Annotated in this window: 12 protein-coding genes, 3 tRNA genes, 1 rRNA gene, 1 pseudogene and 1 other annotated feature (1 of these 18 only partly in view); of the genes and pseudogenes, 14 read left to right on the forward strand and 3 right to left on the reverse strand. The window is 38.8% G+C overall.

What is annotated here, in order from left to right:
* Together rrf and IGJ00_RS03745 are read left to right on the forward strand one after the other, a co-directional pair.
* A 5S ribosomal RNA gene (gene rrf / locus IGJ00_RS03740) occupies nucleotides 1-10 on the forward strand; it begins 106 nt to the left of the window's first position.
* Nucleotides 11-22: 12 nt separating this feature from the next.
* A tRNA-Asn gene (locus IGJ00_RS03745) sits at nucleotides 23-96 on the forward strand.
* 131 nt (nucleotides 97-227) lie between these two features.
* Here IGJ00_RS03745 and IGJ00_RS03750 read toward each other — a convergent pair.
* Both IGJ00_RS03750 and IGJ00_RS03755 read right to left on the reverse strand, forming a co-directional pair.
* A pseudogene (locus IGJ00_RS03750) lies at nucleotides 228-486 on the reverse strand (ISL3 family transposase); the annotation flags it as partial.
* 231 nt (nucleotides 487-717) lie between these two features.
* A tRNA-Thr gene (locus IGJ00_RS03755) sits at nucleotides 718-790 on the reverse strand.
* Between the two features lie 199 nt (nucleotides 791-989).
* Between IGJ00_RS03755 and IGJ00_RS03760 the strand changes: the two genes are divergently transcribed.
* The 4 genes from IGJ00_RS03760 to IGJ00_RS03775 all read left to right on the forward strand — a co-directional run bounded on the left by IGJ00_RS03760 (nucleotide 990) and on the right by IGJ00_RS03775 (nucleotide 4329).
* Nucleotides 990-1063 (forward strand) — tRNA-Asn (locus IGJ00_RS03760).
* Between the two features lie 163 nt (nucleotides 1064-1226).
* On the forward strand, nucleotides 1227-2555 hold the full coding sequence (locus IGJ00_RS03765; RefSeq protein WP_023519252.1) for an aminopeptidase C: 1329 nt from the start codon (nucleotides 1227-1229) through the stop codon (nucleotides 2553-2555).
* A 176-nt stretch (nucleotides 2556-2731) separates the two neighbouring features.
* Nucleotides 2732-3565: a fructosamine kinase family protein gene (locus IGJ00_RS03770; RefSeq protein ID WP_195273362.1), complete on the forward strand. Its 834-nt coding sequence runs from the start codon at nucleotides 2732-2734 to the stop codon at nucleotides 3563-3565.
* A gap of 14 nt (nucleotides 3566-3579) precedes the next feature.
* Nucleotides 3580-4329, forward strand: a complete 750-nt coding sequence (locus tag IGJ00_RS03775; protein ID WP_438844132.1) for an acyl-ACP thioesterase domain-containing protein — start codon at nucleotides 3580-3582, stop codon at nucleotides 4327-4329.
* A gap of 345 nt (nucleotides 4330-4674) precedes the next feature.
* Here IGJ00_RS03775 and IGJ00_RS03780 read toward each other — a convergent pair whose 3' ends face one another.
* Nucleotides 4675-5643, reverse strand: coding sequence for an asparaginase (locus IGJ00_RS03780; RefSeq protein ID WP_010736088.1), 969 nt, complete (start codon nucleotides 5641-5643; stop codon nucleotides 4675-4677).
* A gap of 143 nt (nucleotides 5644-5786) precedes the next feature.
* On the opposite strand from IGJ00_RS03780, the gene IGJ00_RS03785 reads away from it, so the two are divergent.
* The 8 genes from IGJ00_RS03785 (at nucleotide 5787) to IGJ00_RS03820 (ending at nucleotide 16588) form a co-directional block, all read left to right on the forward strand.
* On the forward strand, nucleotides 5787-6620 hold the full coding sequence (locus IGJ00_RS03785) for a DUF72 domain-containing protein (protein WP_065095652.1): 834 nt from the start codon (nucleotides 5787-5789) through the stop codon (nucleotides 6618-6620).
* A gap of 120 nt (nucleotides 6621-6740) precedes the next feature.
* The gene (locus IGJ00_RS03790) at nucleotides 6741-7580 is read left to right on the forward strand and encodes a Cof-type HAD-IIB family hydrolase (RefSeq protein WP_019723569.1); all 840 of its coding nucleotides are present in this window, start codon (nucleotides 6741-6743) and stop codon (nucleotides 7578-7580) included.
* A 31-nt stretch (nucleotides 7581-7611) separates the two neighbouring features.
* Nucleotides 7612-8166: an HAD family hydrolase gene (locus IGJ00_RS03795; protein WP_066026447.1), complete on the forward strand. Its 555-nt coding sequence runs from the start codon at nucleotides 7612-7614 to the stop codon at nucleotides 8164-8166.
* 203 nt (nucleotides 8167-8369) lie between these two features.
* Nucleotides 8370-10091, forward strand: a complete 1722-nt coding sequence (locus tag IGJ00_RS03800; protein ID WP_019723567.1) for a septation ring formation regulator EzrA — start codon at nucleotides 8370-8372, stop codon at nucleotides 10089-10091.
* A gap of 199 nt (nucleotides 10092-10290) precedes the next feature.
* Nucleotides 10291-11433 carry a cysteine desulfurase family protein gene (locus tag IGJ00_RS03805; protein WP_019723566.1) on the forward strand — a complete coding sequence of 381 codons (1143 nt, stop codon included), beginning with the start codon at nucleotides 10291-10293 and terminating at the stop codon, nucleotides 11431-11433.
* A gap of 19 nt (nucleotides 11434-11452) precedes the next feature.
* Nucleotides 11453-12664 carry a tRNA uracil 4-sulfurtransferase ThiI gene (gene thiI, locus IGJ00_RS03810; RefSeq protein WP_066026446.1) on the forward strand — a complete coding sequence of 404 codons (1212 nt, stop codon included), beginning with the start codon at nucleotides 11453-11455 and terminating at the stop codon, nucleotides 12662-12664.
* Nucleotides 12665-12925: 261 nt separating this feature from the next.
* The gene (locus IGJ00_RS03815) at nucleotides 12926-13579 is read left to right on the forward strand and encodes a redox-sensing transcriptional repressor Rex (RefSeq protein ID WP_010736081.1); all 654 of its coding nucleotides are present in this window, start codon (nucleotides 12926-12928) and stop codon (nucleotides 13577-13579) included.
* Nucleotides 13580-13682: 103 nt separating this feature from the next.
* Nucleotides 13683-13895, forward strand: a binding site (T-box leader).
* Between the two features lie 47 nt (nucleotides 13896-13942).
* Nucleotides 13943-16588, forward strand: a complete 2646-nt coding sequence (locus tag IGJ00_RS03820; RefSeq protein WP_438844133.1) for a valine--tRNA ligase — start codon at nucleotides 13943-13945, stop codon at nucleotides 16586-16588.
* Nucleotides 16589-16673: the final 85 nt, after the last annotated feature.

Below are 16673 nucleotides of genomic sequence, written 5' to 3' on the forward strand. Positions count from 1 at the left end.
GCCGCCACGCTGGTATTATTATTCCGGCATAGCTCAGTTGGTAGTAGCGCATGACTGTTAATCATGATGTCGTAGGTTCGAGTCCTACTGCCGGAGTACTTGAAACACAACAAAATTTGTTGTGTTTTTTTTGTCGTTTTTACATAGAAAATGGCTCTTCGTCAATATGGAAAACGGGGTACGCCTCCTTTAGGGGAGTGAAAAATCTAAGCAATCGATCAATAATAGTTTTTACAGGTATAACGTTGCTTTTTAAGCGTATAATCATTAGCATATGATTGTATTGTTCAAAATGGACAATGATTTCCTTCTTCCCATTTTCACCACAATTGATTTCCCGTTTCCATCTATCACAGTAGAACCACAACTTTTACAGGCACGAGGATCAGGTGAGAGAATAGCATTAATGATCAATGTCTTTTCTTTATGAAAAATCTCATAAGAGAACTCAGTAATCGTCAAATTTTTATCTATTAATCTCAGCATTTTTTGATAGGATCATTCATAGAGCATATCGTCCTCTCAGTTGTTTATTTTGTGGTAATTGAATCATACTAGAGAACGATATGTTTTATTTAAATACATAAAATGCAAATGGGACTGAAGAATCAATTCTGATTCATCAGTCCCATAAATTATAGAGCAAAAGAAAGCAATAAGCTCAAACATCCTGAAGAAATAAAAAAGACAACGTCTAAGTAACGCTGTCTTACAAAAAGCCACTTGACGGGCTTGAACCGTCGACCTCTTCCTTACCATGGAAGCGCTCTACCAGCTGAGCTAAAGCGGCATTTTTACTACCTAAATATGATAACTAATTTATGGTCATTTGTCAATAACTTTTCTCTATGAACAGACGACATTTAAAAGAAATTGAGTTGTTTTTCACAAATATAAAATAACGATGGTTAATTAGTAATTATTTGAAAAATTGAAAAAAAGTATTGCGTTATATGATGAAAATTGATATTATATTTATGTAATTTGATTCCGGCATAGCTCAGTTGGTAGTAGCGCATGACTGTTAATCATGATGTCGTAGGTTCGAGTCCTACTGCCGGAGTACTACACAAAATCCAGAAGAATTCTTCTGGATTTTTTTGTTTTATAATGAGAATAGGTAGATTGAATCGCATGATTGTTCTGAATTTTCAGAATAGCACGTTGTAATTCAAAGGGTTAAAGAGTAAAATGGAGATATATTTTCAATCGGGAAGGATGATTAAATGAACGCAATTACACCAGATATGACAAAAAAATTTGCCGATCAATTTCAAACGAATAAAAAGCAACAAGCCTTACAAAATGCTGTTGTAAAGAATGGGATCACAGCTTCAGCAGAAAATATTGCTTCACATACAAAAAACACACCGGTATTTTCTGTAGATCTAGCGACTGGAAAAGTCTCAAACCAAAAACAATCTGGCCGTTGCTGGATGTTTGCGGCGTTGAATACATTCCGTCACAAATTGTTGAATCAATTCCACTTAAAGGAATTTGAATTATCACAAAATTATACTTTCTTTTGGGATAAATACGAGAAAGCAAACTATTTTTATGAAAATATTCTTGCAACTGGCAATGAAGCATTAGACAGTCGTAAAGTCGCTTTTTTACTGGCTGTTCCCCAACAAGATGGTGGACAATGGGATATGATCGTATCATTATTCCAAAAATATGGTGTCGTACCAAAATCAGTGATGCCAGAAAGCGCGAATAGTTCAAATTCTCGTGATTTGAATAACTACTTGAATAAATTATTGCGTAAAGATGCTGTCAAATTACGTCAATTAGTGGCTGAAGGAAAAACAAATGAAGAGATCCAAGTAGAAAAAGAAAAGATGTTAGCTGGGATCTATCAATTTCTAACAACCTCTTTAGGCACTCCGCCAACTGAATTTGATTTTGAATACCGAGATGAAGAAAAAAATTACCATATCGATCAACAATTGACTCCACAAATGTTTTACGATAAATATATTGGTGTGAATTTAGATGATTATGTAAGTATCATCAATGCACCGACCGCAGACAAACCGTATGATCGCTCTTATACAGTTGAAATGTTAGGGAATGTTGTCGGAGGAAAAGAAGTCAAATACCTTAATGTCGATATGACTACTTTTAAAAATTTAGCAATCGCTCAACTGGAACAAGGAGAATCTGTGTGGTTTGGTTGTGACGTTGGTCAATCTTCTACAAGAGATAGTGGCATCATGGCAACAGATGTTTATGAGATGGATGAATTATTCGATTTAGATTTTTCTATGACGAAAGCAGAACGTTTAGATCATGGCGAAAGCTTGATGACTCACGCGATGGTCCTGACTGGTGTCGATTTAGTTGATGGGAAATCAACGAAATGGAAAGTCGAAAACAGCTGGGGAGAAAAAGTAGGAGATAAAGGGTTCTTTGTGATGAGTGATGAGTGGATGGATGAATATACGTATCAAATTGTTGTCCGCAAAGATTTATTGACGGAAGAACAACTGGCCGCATTTAATGCTGAACCAATTTTATTAGCTCCTTGGGACCCAATGGGGGCATTAGCTTAAGAACAAATCAAAATAGATGCAGAAAACTTTGTAGTTTTCTGTGTCTTTTTTTGTTTATCTCTTGATTTCAGGATTTTATAAATACCTGTGTTATACTTTAAAATGATATAGGAGTTGTTGCGGGTGTACTTGATCGATGAATGATCGATCTTGTGAAATAGCAAGGAGGAGTGAAAATGGATATCCAAGAAGTGTTAACAGAGATTCGTTTAAGTGGTAAGGTGATACCGATTACTGGGGGAGATGTGAATCAAAACTATCGAATTGAAGAACAGCAAAAATCCTATTTTCTAAAAATCCATCCTCATGTGACCAAACGCTTTTTTGAAGCAGAAGTGGATGGTCTGAAAGAACTTGCACCACATGTACGTGTACCTGAAACTTATATGTTAGGCGAAACAAATGAAGGTGCCTATCTATTGATGGAATGGATCGAACCAGGGAAAGGTGATCCTCGAGAACTGGCAAAAGACCTAGTAAAGATCCATCGTTCGACTGCTCCCCAGTTTGGTTTTCGCAAGGACAATTATCTAGGCAGTTTACCACAGCTCAATACATTTGAAGAAGATTGGTGGACCTTCTTTTTCAAAAATCGCTTGGAGGCTCAAATCGACATTGCGGAGAAAAACAATCGATGGAATGAAACACGTGAAAAAGAGTATCAGCGGTTAAAAAAAGAACTACTAAATCGTGACGATCATCGAAAGATTGCGCCTAGCCTCTTGCATGGAGATTTGTGGAGTGGTAATGTTTTCTATGATAAACAAGGAAGACCAGTGTTTATCGATCCAGCAGTTTCTTATGGGAATCGTGAACAAGATATTGCGATGAGTCAGTTGTTCGGTGGCTTTCGTCCTGAATTCCTGGAAGCTTACCAAGAAAGCTGGCCATTGGAAGAGGGCTGGGAGAGTCGTTTACCACTTTATCAACTCTATTACTTGTTGGCGCATCTCAATATGTTTGGAGAGAGTTATGGGACACAGGTCGATCATATATTAATGAAGAAGTAATTGGAGGTTTTCTTTTGGCACAAAAATATACAAAAAAACATGAAGTATCTTATTATGAATGTGATATCAATAAAACAATGACTTTTCCGTCCATGCTAGGTGTGGTCATCAAGACTTCGGAAGAACAAAGTGATCATTTGGGCCTAGGAACCGACTTTGTCAGTAGCTTTGGCTTAACTTGGGTAATCACGAACTATTCGATGAAAATCAATCGCTTGCCTCATGTTGGTGAAAAAATCGCTATTACTACACAAGCGATGCAGTATAATAAATTCTTTTGCTATCGTAATTTTTGGATCCACGATGAAGAAGGAAATGAATTAGTTGAAATCGAATCTGTATTTGTTTTGATGGATCTAGTGAACCGTAAGATGAGTAGCGTGAACGAAGAAATCATTGCACCTTTTGAAAGCGAAAAAATCAAGAAAATCAAACGACAAGAAAAAATCGAGCCAATCGAATCTGGCTTGATGTTGCCATATCGTGTTCGATTTTATGATATTGACAGCAATCAACATGTGAACAATGCGATGTATTTCAACTGGATCATTGATGTTTTAGGTTATGATTTTCTGACAACACATACACCTAAACATGTGTTGATCCGCTTTGATAAAGAGGTTGAATATGGCAATGAGATCGAGAGTCATTATGAACAAACAGTTTCTGGAACAGAGGTAAAAACGAGACATGAGATCAGAATGCAAGAGCAACTTTATTGTGCAGCGAATATCTTATGGGAGAAAAATGAGGAAACAAAATAAATCGAGTGAGACAAGATTGTGACATGTTTTGCTTTGATAAATAAGCGCGAAAAGAGGTTGTGACAGAAGTGTTCAGCTCCGAGAAATAAGCCGAGAAACCCGAAAATTGTTTTTCAAATTTTTGGGTTTCTCGGCTTATTTCCGAAGGAGTTACTTCTGGAACACCGTTTATTCGCTTTTAAGGATAGAAACAAAAATGAATTTTATTTTTGTCTCACTTTCTTTTTCGCGCTTATTTCTAAAGGAGTTTCATTTGGAACTCCGTTTAACAATGATGTGATTGTAGCGTCTATTGAGTTTTCCATATGAAGAGACGAGCAAGCCCTGTATTACTCAATTTGATTTCTATTGTGTCATAAATTTGATCAACTGTTCTTCTGACAAGCCACCGTTAATGGCAATCAAAAGTTTTATTCTAGCTTTTTGGCTATTGATACTATTACAAAAAATAACGCCCATACTTGCGAGTTCTTTTCCGCCACCTTCGTAATCATAGACGGGTTCAGCGATTCCGTTGAAACAACGAGAAACCAAGACTACTGGTATTTTTTGGATCAAGAGTTTCTTTAATGCTGTTAATGCCTGCGGAGGCAGGTTCCCAGCGCCTAAAGCTTCAATGACCAGACCGTCGACTTTCGAATGGGCAAGTGCTTCTAATAAATCACCTTGCATACCCGCATAGGCTTTGACGATTGGGATCGTTCCTTTGACTGATGCGATATCTAGTCTTTGCGCTTCAAGTAATTCTTGCATAAACAATATACGATTTTTAGTGATCAAACCAATTGGTCCTAACGTAGGAGTGCGAAAAGTAGCAACATTAGTCGTGTGGGTTTTAGTGACATAGCGTGCTGAGTGGATCTCATCGTTCATCACGACCAAAACACCTTTGTCTTTTGCTTCATCACAACTTGCTACCCGAATCGCACTTTCAAAATTATATAGACCATCGCTACCTAACTCATTACTTGAACGCATCGCTCCTGTTAAGACGATCGGTAATTTATCACCAATCGTTGAGTCTAGAAAAAATGCTGTTTCTTCCAACGTATCTGTCCCATGCGTGATCACGACACCTTGGATGTCAGAAAGAACGGCTTGATTGATTCTTTCTTTAAGTTGTAACATATGTTTAGGCATGATGTGCGGAGAAGGAAGATTAAAGATATCTTCCATGATCAAATCAACATTTTCTGGAATCGTTACTTCTGCATCTAATAGTGGGTTAGCCACATCTGGACTCACGCCACCTGTTAAAGAATTTTCTTTCATGGCGATTGTGCCGCCTGTGTGTAAGATAAGAATTTTTTTCATTTTCAGAACTTCCTCACGAATAATTTTGCATAGGGTTTCTAGCTTATTGTATACTATATAAAAGAGTTTTGCTATGAATGAATCAAACAGAAAAACTTGGGAACAAAGATAAAATGAATTTAAACGAATGGAAGTGATTCGTCGTGATCAAAATTGGCTTGACTTCATTTAAAGAACATGACAAATTAACAGGAAAAAAGAATAATACTCTTTACGATTATGCGAGTGTCCTTTCATTAGTCGAATTAGATACCGCCTATTATGGTATCCCAAGAAAGTCATCTGTGGAGAAGTGGGTGAATGAAGTACCAGCATCTTTTCGCTTCGTGATGAAAGCTTACCAAGGAATCAGTGGTCAAGGCGACTGGCAGAAGTACTATCAATCAGAAGAAGAGATGATCGAGCATTTTTTAGACGTGATGGCGCCAATGTATGAAGCAGGAAAACTTTTTTGTTTCCTCGTTCAATTTCCCGCTTCGTTCAAGTGTACGAAAGAGAATGTAGCGTATTTAAGAAAACTAAGAAAATGGTTCACCGGCTATCCGATAGCGATCGAGTTACGTGATTATTCTTGGTATAGTGAACAGTTTCTATCTCGAACAAGACAATTTATGACTAAAGCAATGTTTTCCTTAGCAATCATTGATGAACCACAATTATTGAATACGACGATTCCTTTTGATCCTTATGTAACAAATAGGGATTTTACCCTTTTCCGTTTTCATGGAAGAAATGAGCAAGGTTGGCAAGCAAATGATCAGGATTGGCGTAAAAAAAGAACGTTGTATCGCTATTCTGAAGAAGAATTACAGGAATTAGCAGCAGCCATCAAAAAAGTAGATGGTGCAACAAAACATGTTGGGGTGATCTTCAATAATAACTCTGGTGGAGATGCGGCTGAAAATGCTTTGGCATTACAAAAAATCTTAGGGATCGAACCAGATGAGCTTAACCCAAAACAAATCGATTTGTTTTGAAGACCTGGCTGTTGTAACCACTCTATATAAAAAGTAGCAAGCACGCCTTACTAATAAGAAATGAAACTGTTCAACTAGAAATTTTTACTAAATAATAATCGGAAGAGGTGATGGAACGACATGATCAAAGCAGTTTTTTTTGATATCGATGGCACATTAGTCAACAACCAAGCAAAAGCGTTGGCTTCAACTAAAGATGCGATTGATCAACTACAAAAAAAGGGCATATTATGCGGTGTTGCCACTGGGCGCAGCCCTGTAAGAATCAAAGAAGTGATCGATGAACTTGAACTAGACATGTTCGTCGTCTATAATGGTCAATTAGTCTTTGACCGTGATCAAACGATCGTCGACCATCCTTTTGATAAAACAGTATTAGCGGATATCGTCCACTTTTCGGATGCCCATCACCGACAAATCATTTTTGGTGGGCGAGATCAACTAGATGGTTCAACGACAATGATGCTAGGACAATCGATCATCATCAAAAAAATCGTCAATCACTTACCCAAAAAATTCCCTGTACGTCTATTGAAAAAAATCTTGCAAGTGTTCAGTCCCCATCGGCAACGAAAACGATATGAAACATTAGCGATCTTGAACGAGCCGATTTATCAATGTATTTTATTGAGCCAAACATCTGAGCAAGAAAAGCTTGACCAACGATTCCCAGAGTGTTCGTTCCAACGTTCCAATCCTTATACGGTCGATATTATTCCTAAAGGGGGGTCCAAATTGTTAGGAATCCAACAATTTGCGACAAATAAAGGAATTGCATTGTCCGAAATCATGGCGTTTGGGGATCATTACAATGATGTTGAAATGCTAAAAGGAGTTGGAATTGGTGTTGCAATGGGCAATGCGCCAACTGGTGTGAAGCAGCAAGCTGATTTTGTCACGGCTTCGAATGAAGCGGATGGTATTTATAAAGGTTTGAAGCATTTTGGGATAGTTGATTGAATGTGTGTCAGTTAGGAGGACTAGAATCATTATGGAGCCAGAAACACCTTATCAAAAAGTAGAACGATTCCATCGGACGTTCGATCCAAGAATACCAGAGCGACCCACTGCATTTACAAAAAAACATGCCGATGACCGAGCGGGTTTTAAAATCGAAGAGTTAGTTGAATTTGTGGCAGCAGCCAGTGACGGTGATGCAAAAAAATTGCATGATTCCGTCCAATATTTGCATGATGCACTTGATCAAGCAGAAAAAAAGATTCTCACAAAACAAAATTGGGGAGAGGAAAGTCTCGTTGAGCAAGTAGATGCGCTGACTGATTTGCTTTATTTTACGTATGGCTCTTTTTCTTTGCTGGGCGTTGATCCTACGAGGATTTTTGATATTGTCCATCAAGCGAATATGGGAAAACTGTTTCCAGATGGAAAACCTCACTACGATCCTGTTACAAACAAAGTATTGAAGCCAGACAATTGGCAAAAGGATTATGCACCTGAAGAAAGGATCGCAAAGGAAATCAAGGAGCAAATGAAGAAGGCAGAGCGACTAAAGTTTGCCGAAGAAAATTCTTCAACGAGTCTTTGATAAGGACTTCTCATTTTAGTTGGTAGAAAGATAGCAAAAAAGATTTTTTATGTAGGTAGTGTATGACTGAACATAGTATGTTATAATATAAAATAGATGTCTTTTTGCACGAAAGACGTATTTACAATGTTATGCAAATCAGATTCGTCTGATCATAAACAAATAGAGACAGTAGATGCATATTGAAAACGGAGGAACCTTAAATGGGAAATAATGTTATCATCGGGATCGTCATTGCAATCATTATAGTCGCCATTCTGGCTTTTTTGGTTAGTTACGTAATGAAGAAAAAAAACCAAGATCGATTGGACGTCTTAGAAAAACGCAAGGAAGAATTATTCGACTTGCCTGTGATTGAAGAAGTTGACGATGTCAAAAAAATGCATCTAGTGGGGCAAAGCCAAAATACCTTTCGTGAATGGAGTCAAAAATGGAATGACATCTCTACCTCATCATTTGCCGAGTTAGAAAGTCAGATCTTTGAAGTTGAAAATCTCAACGAGAGCTTTAGATTCCTAAAAGGGAAAAAAGCAGTAGAAGAAGCCGAAGCAACCATGAACCAAATGGAAAAAGAAGTTGCGGAGATTCGTGACGGCTTAAAAGAATTGCGTGAAACAGAAGAACGTAATTCCCTAGCTGTTCAACAAGCTTTAGACGTTTATGAGGAACTAAAAGCAACGATCCGAGAAGAAGAACAGCAATACGGTCCAGCTTTACCTGAGTTACAAAAGCAAGTGAAAACGATTGAAAATGAGTTTACACAATTTGTTACGTTAAATACTTCAGGTGATCCAGTTGAAGCCCGTGAAGTGCTGGATAAAGCGGAAAAACACACGTATGAAGTGGATGCGTTAATGAAAAAAATCCCGCCATTATTTGAAGATTTGAATACGACTTTCCCGGCGCAAGTGGAAGAGATCCAAGAGACCTATGACCGCTTAATCAAAGAGGAGTATGTTTTTCCAGAAGAAAACCTGTCTGGCGATATCGAAACGATCAATCGTCGAATCGAACGTTCGTTGATCAATATTGAGAAAACGGAAGTTGAAACTGTTGAATTTGAAAATCGTGAAACGGCTAATCTGATCGATGCATTATACGATATTTTAGAACGTGAGATGGAAGCACAAGTATTTGTGACTAAAAATCAAGCAACGATCGAACAATATATCAAACATGCGACGAAAAACAATCGTCAATTGTTGATCGAATTAGATCATACCGCTCAAAGTTATACATTGAACCATAACGAAATCGGGCGTGTACGTGGTTTCCAAACAGAAGTGGAAGAAATCGAACGTCAAAACGAACAAATCAAACCACAGTTACAACAACATGAAGTGCCTTACTCAGAAGTAAGAACGTTCTATAAGAAAGTCTTCAAAGTATTAGAAGATATTGAAAACCAACAGGTTGAAATCAGCGATTCTTTACACGAACTAAGAAAAGGTGAAAAAGAAGCGCAAGAAAAAATCGACACATTCGAATTTAAATTGCGCAGTCTTAAACGGTTTGTTGAAAAACAACGATTACCAGGTTTGCCAAATGATTATCTAGAGTTTTTCTTTGTGGCAACAGAACGTATCGAAGAATTGAGTACTGTGTTGAATAAAATCAGAGTCAACATGGATGAGGTCGAACGTCTTGTAGCATTATGTGAAGAAGATCTAGAGTTACTCGATAAGAAAACCCACGATCTAGTGGATGCAGCAGCATTAACCGAGCAAATGTTGCAATATGCGAACCGTTACCGTCACACACATGAAGAAGTGAAAGAAGCCATTGAAAAGAGTTATTACTTATTCAATAAAGAATATCACTATCAAGAGGCTTTGGATGAGATCGGCACAGCATTAGAGCGCACAGAACCAGGTGCATTCAAACGAATCGAAGATTTTTACTTCAATCATCCTGATTTAGTATAATCCTGCGATCAAAAAAGACAACACAGGCAAGTGCCGAGTGTTGTCTTTTTTTGGAAGTCATTGATGCGTAACTGTTGGGCAGGGAATACATTGATTCGATCGATTTTTTTATAGAGTCCAACTCGGAGAAAACGCCACTTGAAAGCACAAGGGACAACCGTTATAATAGGTAAGAATTTCAAAAAAAGAAGGTTTAAATATGATATATTTCGATAATAGTGCGACAACACCGATCTATCCGCAAAGTTTGGATGCGTATGTCAAAACAAGTCAACGGATCATCGGGAATCCATCAAGTCTACACGATTTAGGCAATCAGGCGAACCGTCTGCTACAACAAGCGAGAAAACAAATCGCTGAACTGATTGCTGTGTCTCCTGAAGAAGTGTATTTCACGTCAGGTGGAACAGAAGGAAATAACTGGGTGCTTAAAGGAACGATGCTTGAAAAACTAGGTTACGGTAACCACATGATCATATCAGGCGTTGAACATCCTGCTGTCAGTGAAACAGCTGAGCAGTTAAAAAAACTCGGTATCGAAGTGAGTATTGCTCCTGTCGATAAAAGAGGGATCGTCCGCGTAGATGAGTTAAAAAAATTAGTGCGTAAAGAAACGATTTTGGTTTCCGTTATGGCAGTGAATAATGAAGTAGGTGCGATTCAACCAATCAAAGAAATCAGTAGTTTTTTAAATGATTTTCCTAAAATCCATTTCCATGTGGATGCGGTACAAGCGATTGGTAAAGTTCCTTTAGAGGAATGGTTGACTGAACGTGTGGATTTTGCCACTTTTTCTGCCCATAAATTCCACGGGCCTCGTGGTGTTGGTTTTGTTTATTGGAAAAAAGGCCGACGTTTAGCACCGCTGTTCACTGGAGGCGGACAAGAGAAAAATCAACGGAGTGGAACAGAGAATGTGCCGGGGATCGTCGCGATGGCAAAAGCGCTGCGTTTAGCTCTAGATATCAAAGCACAAAAACCAAACCAAACTGCCTATCTTAAACAAGCATTGATTGAAGCTTTACATACGTATGATAAAGTAACGATTTTTTCTGAAGGTGAAGATTACGCACCCCATATTTTGTGTTTTTCATTAAAAGGTATTCGTGGTGAGGTATTGGTCCATGCATTAGAAGAAAAACAAATATTTGTCTCTACGACAAGCGCTTGTTCTTCTAGAAAGCACATGGCAAGTAGTACGCTGCATGCGATGCAAGTACCCAATGATTTAGCTACTTCAGCGATTCGCGTCAGCTTAGATGAAAGCAATACGATGGCAGAAGTCGAACAATTCATGATCATCTTTAAACAGTTGTACAAGAAATTTTCAGTCATCAATTAAGAAACAGAGGAGTGTTTTTGTGAAGTACAGTGAAATCATGGTTCGCTATGGTGAACTTTCAACAAAAGGAAAAAATCGTCGAAGTTTTATTATGCAGTTGGCACAAAATGTCAGACAGGCATTGAGCGATTTTCCTGAAATCAAGATCCACGCAGAGCGTGATCGGATGCATCTACTGTTGAATGGTGTAGACGGAGACTTAGTTATCCCTAAGTTAGCGAAGATATTTGGGATCCAAAACTTTTCACCTAGCGTGCGAGTAGAAAAAGAAGTACAAAGTTTAAAACAAGCGGTTCAGGAAATCATGCAAGAAATCTATACAGGAAAAGAAACATTCAAGATCATTGCAAAACGTAGTGATCATAGCTTTGAATTGGACAGCAATGAACTAAACCAAGCATTAGGAAATGCAGTCATCGATGTTTTTCCGGATATCCAAGTACAAATGAGAAAGCCAGATATTGCGTTGCGTGTGGAAATCCGCCGAGATGGGGCTTATCTTTCCTATGAAACGATCAAAGGAGCTGGCGGTCTGCCTGTCGGTACAAGCGGAAAAGGTATGTTGATGCTTTCTGGAGGGATCGATTCTCCAGTTGCCGGTTATTTTGCCATGAAACGTGGGGTAGAAATTGAAGCTGTCCACTTTGCTAGTCCACCTTACACGAGTGAACAAGCCTTGCAAAAAGCGAAAGACTTAACAGTGAAGCTGACACCCTATGTTGGTAAAATTGAATTTATCGAAGTACCGTTTACAGAAGTGCAAGAAGAGATCAAACGAGTGGTGCCCCAAGGCTACTGGATGACGATCACACGTCGGATGATGCTTCGTTTGACAGATGAGATCCGCCGTATTCGTCATGGACTAGTGATTTTAAATGGTGAATCATTAGGACAGGTGGCTTCCCAAACACTCCAAAGTATGGTGGCAATCAATGAGGTCACGAATACACCGATCATTCGTCCTGTAGCGACGATGGATAAATTAGAGATCATCGAAGTGGCTGAACAAATCGATACGTTTGATTTGTCCATTCAACCATTTGAAGACTGCTGCACGATTTTTGCACCGCCACAGCCTAAGACTCGTCCACGACTAGAAAAAGTGCATCAATACGAAGAACGTTTGGATATCGATGGGATGATCGAACGTGCTTTGGCAGGCTTAAAGATCGAAACGATCCACACAGAAACAGCAAAAGAACAAGTAGAAGAATTTTCTGATTTACTTTAGAAGAATGAATTTGTACTTCTTGTACGAGTCGATCATTCGTAATAAAAGTTCCAGTCTCAAGAAGTAGACAGGTGAAAGAAGTCGAGAAAATTGTTTAGCCTCGAGAAATAAGGCGCCATCCACGGAAATTGTAGGTCAAATTTTTGTGGATAGTGCCTTATTTTTTCTTGTTTTTAAAGGAGTTAAGCTTCCTCCTATTGCGAGGTTCCTTGTTCCATGCTAAACTAAAATTATGTGAAATGATTAACAAGGAGAAACGATATGCGAGAAAAATCAGAAACGTTACCTAAAGCAACAGCGAAACGGTTGCCTTTATATTTACGCTACTTGAACATGTTGAATGATTCTGGTGTGCAGCGGATCAAATCAAATGAATTTAGTGAGATCACACAAGTACCTTCTGCCACGATCCGTAGAGATTTTTCTCATTTAGGGGAATTAGGACGAAGCGGTTATGGGTACGATGTTCCCTATTTGATTGAAGTATTTGATCGAATTTTGAACACAGAAGAAGAAAAAAGAATCGCTTTAGTTGGTTTTGGGAATTTAGGAAAAGCATTGAAACACAATAATTTCAGAAGAAATGCAAATTTGAATATTGTTTGTGTATTTGACAATGATCCAGCCATCGTCGGAAAAGAAATCGAAGGTGTGATGGTTTATCCTATGGATCGCTTTAGTGAAATCGTTGAAAAAGAAGGAATCAAAGTGGCGATATCAACTGTCCCAAGTAAGTATTCACAAGCAGCCATCGACGAAATCGTCAAAGGAGGCATTACTGCGATCTTGAACTTTGCGCCAGATCGTGTCAATGTTCCGCCACATGTCCATATGCAATACATCGATCTGACAACTGAGCTACAGACGTTGATCTATTTTGATGAAAATTATTCGCAAGTCTTTCCTTCCAAGTAAAAACTAAGTGGGAAGATCGCACAAAAATGGAGTCTTTATGTGAATCGAACAGCGATTCGTTAAGAGCTTTTATTGACTTTGGCTACTAACCATTGTAAAATGAGTCAAGATGTTGATCAAGAGGAGTAACTAGTCCGACGTTTAGAGAGAGAGAACGAATGGTGGAACGTTCTTAACGAAAGCTAGTGAAGGTAGCTTGGGAGTTTTTGTCTTGAATCGAGTAGAGATGAACGAGTAGTGATCGTTAACTCACTTTGAGAGGTAATAGGCAACTATTACAAATTAGGTGGTACCGCGTAATTTATACGTCCTAAATACGAAAGTATTTAGGGCGTTTTTTTTATTTCAAAGGAGGAAGACAGTATGACGGAAGAAAAGAATCTATCGACAAAGTATAATCCGCAAGAAGTTGAAGCGGGGCGTTATCAAAACTGGTTAGACGAAGATTTGTTCAAACCTAGTGGCGACAAAAAAGCAAAACCTTATTCAATCGTTATCCCACCTCCCAATGTGACTGGTAAACTCCATTTAGGTCATGCTTGGGATACAACATTGCAAGATATGTTGATTCGTCAAAAAAGAATGCAAGGCTATGATACGTTATGGTTACCAGGGATGGATCATGCAGGGATCGCAACACAAGCAAAAGTAGAAGAAAAATTACGTGAGCAAGGTGTTTCTCGTTATGATCTAGGTCGCGAAAAATTTATTGATCAAGTATGGGAATGGAAAGAAGAATATGCCGGTCATATCCGTGAACAATGGGCAAAAATGGGTTTATCTTTGGATTATAGCCGTGAACGCTTCACCTTAGATGATGGCTTGTCTGAAGCTGTTCGTAAAGTATTCGTTAGCCTATACGAAAAAGAGTTGATCTATCGTGGCGAATACATCATCAATTGGGACCCACAAGCACGCACAGCTCTTTCTGATATCGAAGTGATCCACAAAGAAATCGAAGGTGCCTTTTATCATATGAGCTATGAATTGGCTGATGGTTCAGGTGTGGTGGAAATTGCAACGACTCGTCCAGAAACGATGCTTGGTGATACGGCAATCGCTGTCCATCCAGAAGATGAGCGTTACCAAGCATTGATTGGTAAGAAAGTCATTTTACCACTAGTGAATAAAGAAATACCGATCATAGCAGATGAATATGTCGACATGGAATTTGGAACAGGGGTTGTAAAAATCACGCCCGCACATGACCCAAATGACTTTGAAGTCGGTAACCGTCATGACCTGCCACGAGTGAATGTCATGAATGAAGATGGCACGATGAATGAATTAGCAGGTAAGTATCAAGGAATGGACCGTTTTGCAGCACGTAAAGCGATTGTTGCGGATCTAAAAGAACTTGGTCGTCTGATCAAGATCGAAACGATGATCCACAATGTAGGCCATTCAGAGCGTACAGGGGTAGTTGTTGAACCTCGTTTATCAACACAATGGTTTGTAAAAATGGCACCTTTAGCTGAAAAGGCGATCCAAAATCAAGAAACTGATGATGCAGTTGAGTTTTTCCCACCACGTTTCAACCAAACCTTCTTACGCTGGATGGAAAATGTTCATGACTGGGTAATCTCACGTCAACTATGGTGGGGACATCAGATCCCTGCGTGGTATCATAAGGGAACTGGTGAAATGTACGTGGGCATGGAAGCACCTGCAGACAGTGAAAACTGGTTACAAGATCCCGATGTGTTGGATACTTGGTTCAGTTCAGCGCTATGGCCTTTTTCAACAATGGGCTGGCCTGACGAAGACAATGAAGATTACCAACGTTACTTCCCAACAAGTACATTAGTAACAGGCTATGATATCATCTTTTTCTGGGTAAGCCGAATGATTTTCCAAAGCTTGGAATTTACAGAACGTCGTCCATTTGAGAATGTACTGATTCATGGATTGATTCGTGATGAACAAGGACGCAAGATGAGTAAATCTCTTGGAAACGGGATCGACCCAATGGAAGTCATTGAAAAATACGGTGCTGATGCGTTACGCTGGTTCTTATCGAATGGTTCGGCACCAGGACAAGACGTACGTTTTAGTTACGAAAAAATGGATGCTTCTTGGAACTTCATCAATAAAATCTGGAACGCTTCTCGTTTCGTTATCATGAATGTTGAAGGGATGACCGTAGAAGATATTGATCTTTCAGGTGAGAAAACTGTAGCCGATCGTTGGATTTTGACACGTTTGAATGAAACAATCGCTAAAGTGACTGACTTATTTGAACAATTTGAATTTGGTGAGGCTGGTCGCCAATTGTATAACTTTATCTGGGATGATTTCTGTGACTGGTACATCGAGATGAGTAAAGAAACACTTTACGGTGAGGACGAAGTAGCGAAACAAACGAACCGTAGTATTCTTGTCCATACGTTGGATCAGATCTTACGCTTATTGCATCCGATCATGCCATTTGTTACAGAAGAAATCTGGCAACACATCCCTCATAAAGGAACATCTTTAGTAGTGGCTGATTATCCAGTCGTGCAACCGGAATACGATGATGAAGCAGCTTCAAAAGGGATGGAAGTACTGAAAGAATTGATTCGTTCTGTACGTAATATCCGTTCTGAAGTGAATACACCATTATCAAAACCAATCACGTTACTGATCAAAACAAATGATCCGAAGATCGATCAATTCTTAAATGAAAACACAAGCTATATCGAGCGCTTCTGTAATCCAGAAGAGTTGATGATCTCAAGTGACGTAACTGCACCGGATTTAGCGATGTCAGCGGTCTTGACTGGCGCAGAAATCTTCTTACCTTTAGCAGGGTTGATCAACATTGAAGAAGAAATCCAACGTTTAGAAAAAGAACTAGCAAAATGGACAGGCGAAGTGAAACGTGTACAAGGAAAACTAAGTAATGAGCGTTTTGTATCGAATGCACCGGATGATGTAGTTGAAGCAGAGCGTGCAAAAGAAAAAGATTATTTAGAAAAACAAGCAGCTGTCAATGAACGTATTGCGCAATTAAAATCAATCAAATAAAACGAAAGGGAGAGGTGACGGAAGTTGCCTCTCTTTTTTAAGTAAAAAGAGCTCTTCTGGATTTCATTGTTTCCTACGTAAGCTT

The organism is Enterococcus sp. AZ062 (assembly GCF_051715065.1).
Lineage (GTDB): Bacteria > Bacillota > Bacilli > Lactobacillales > Enterococcaceae > Enterococcus_B > Enterococcus_B mundtii.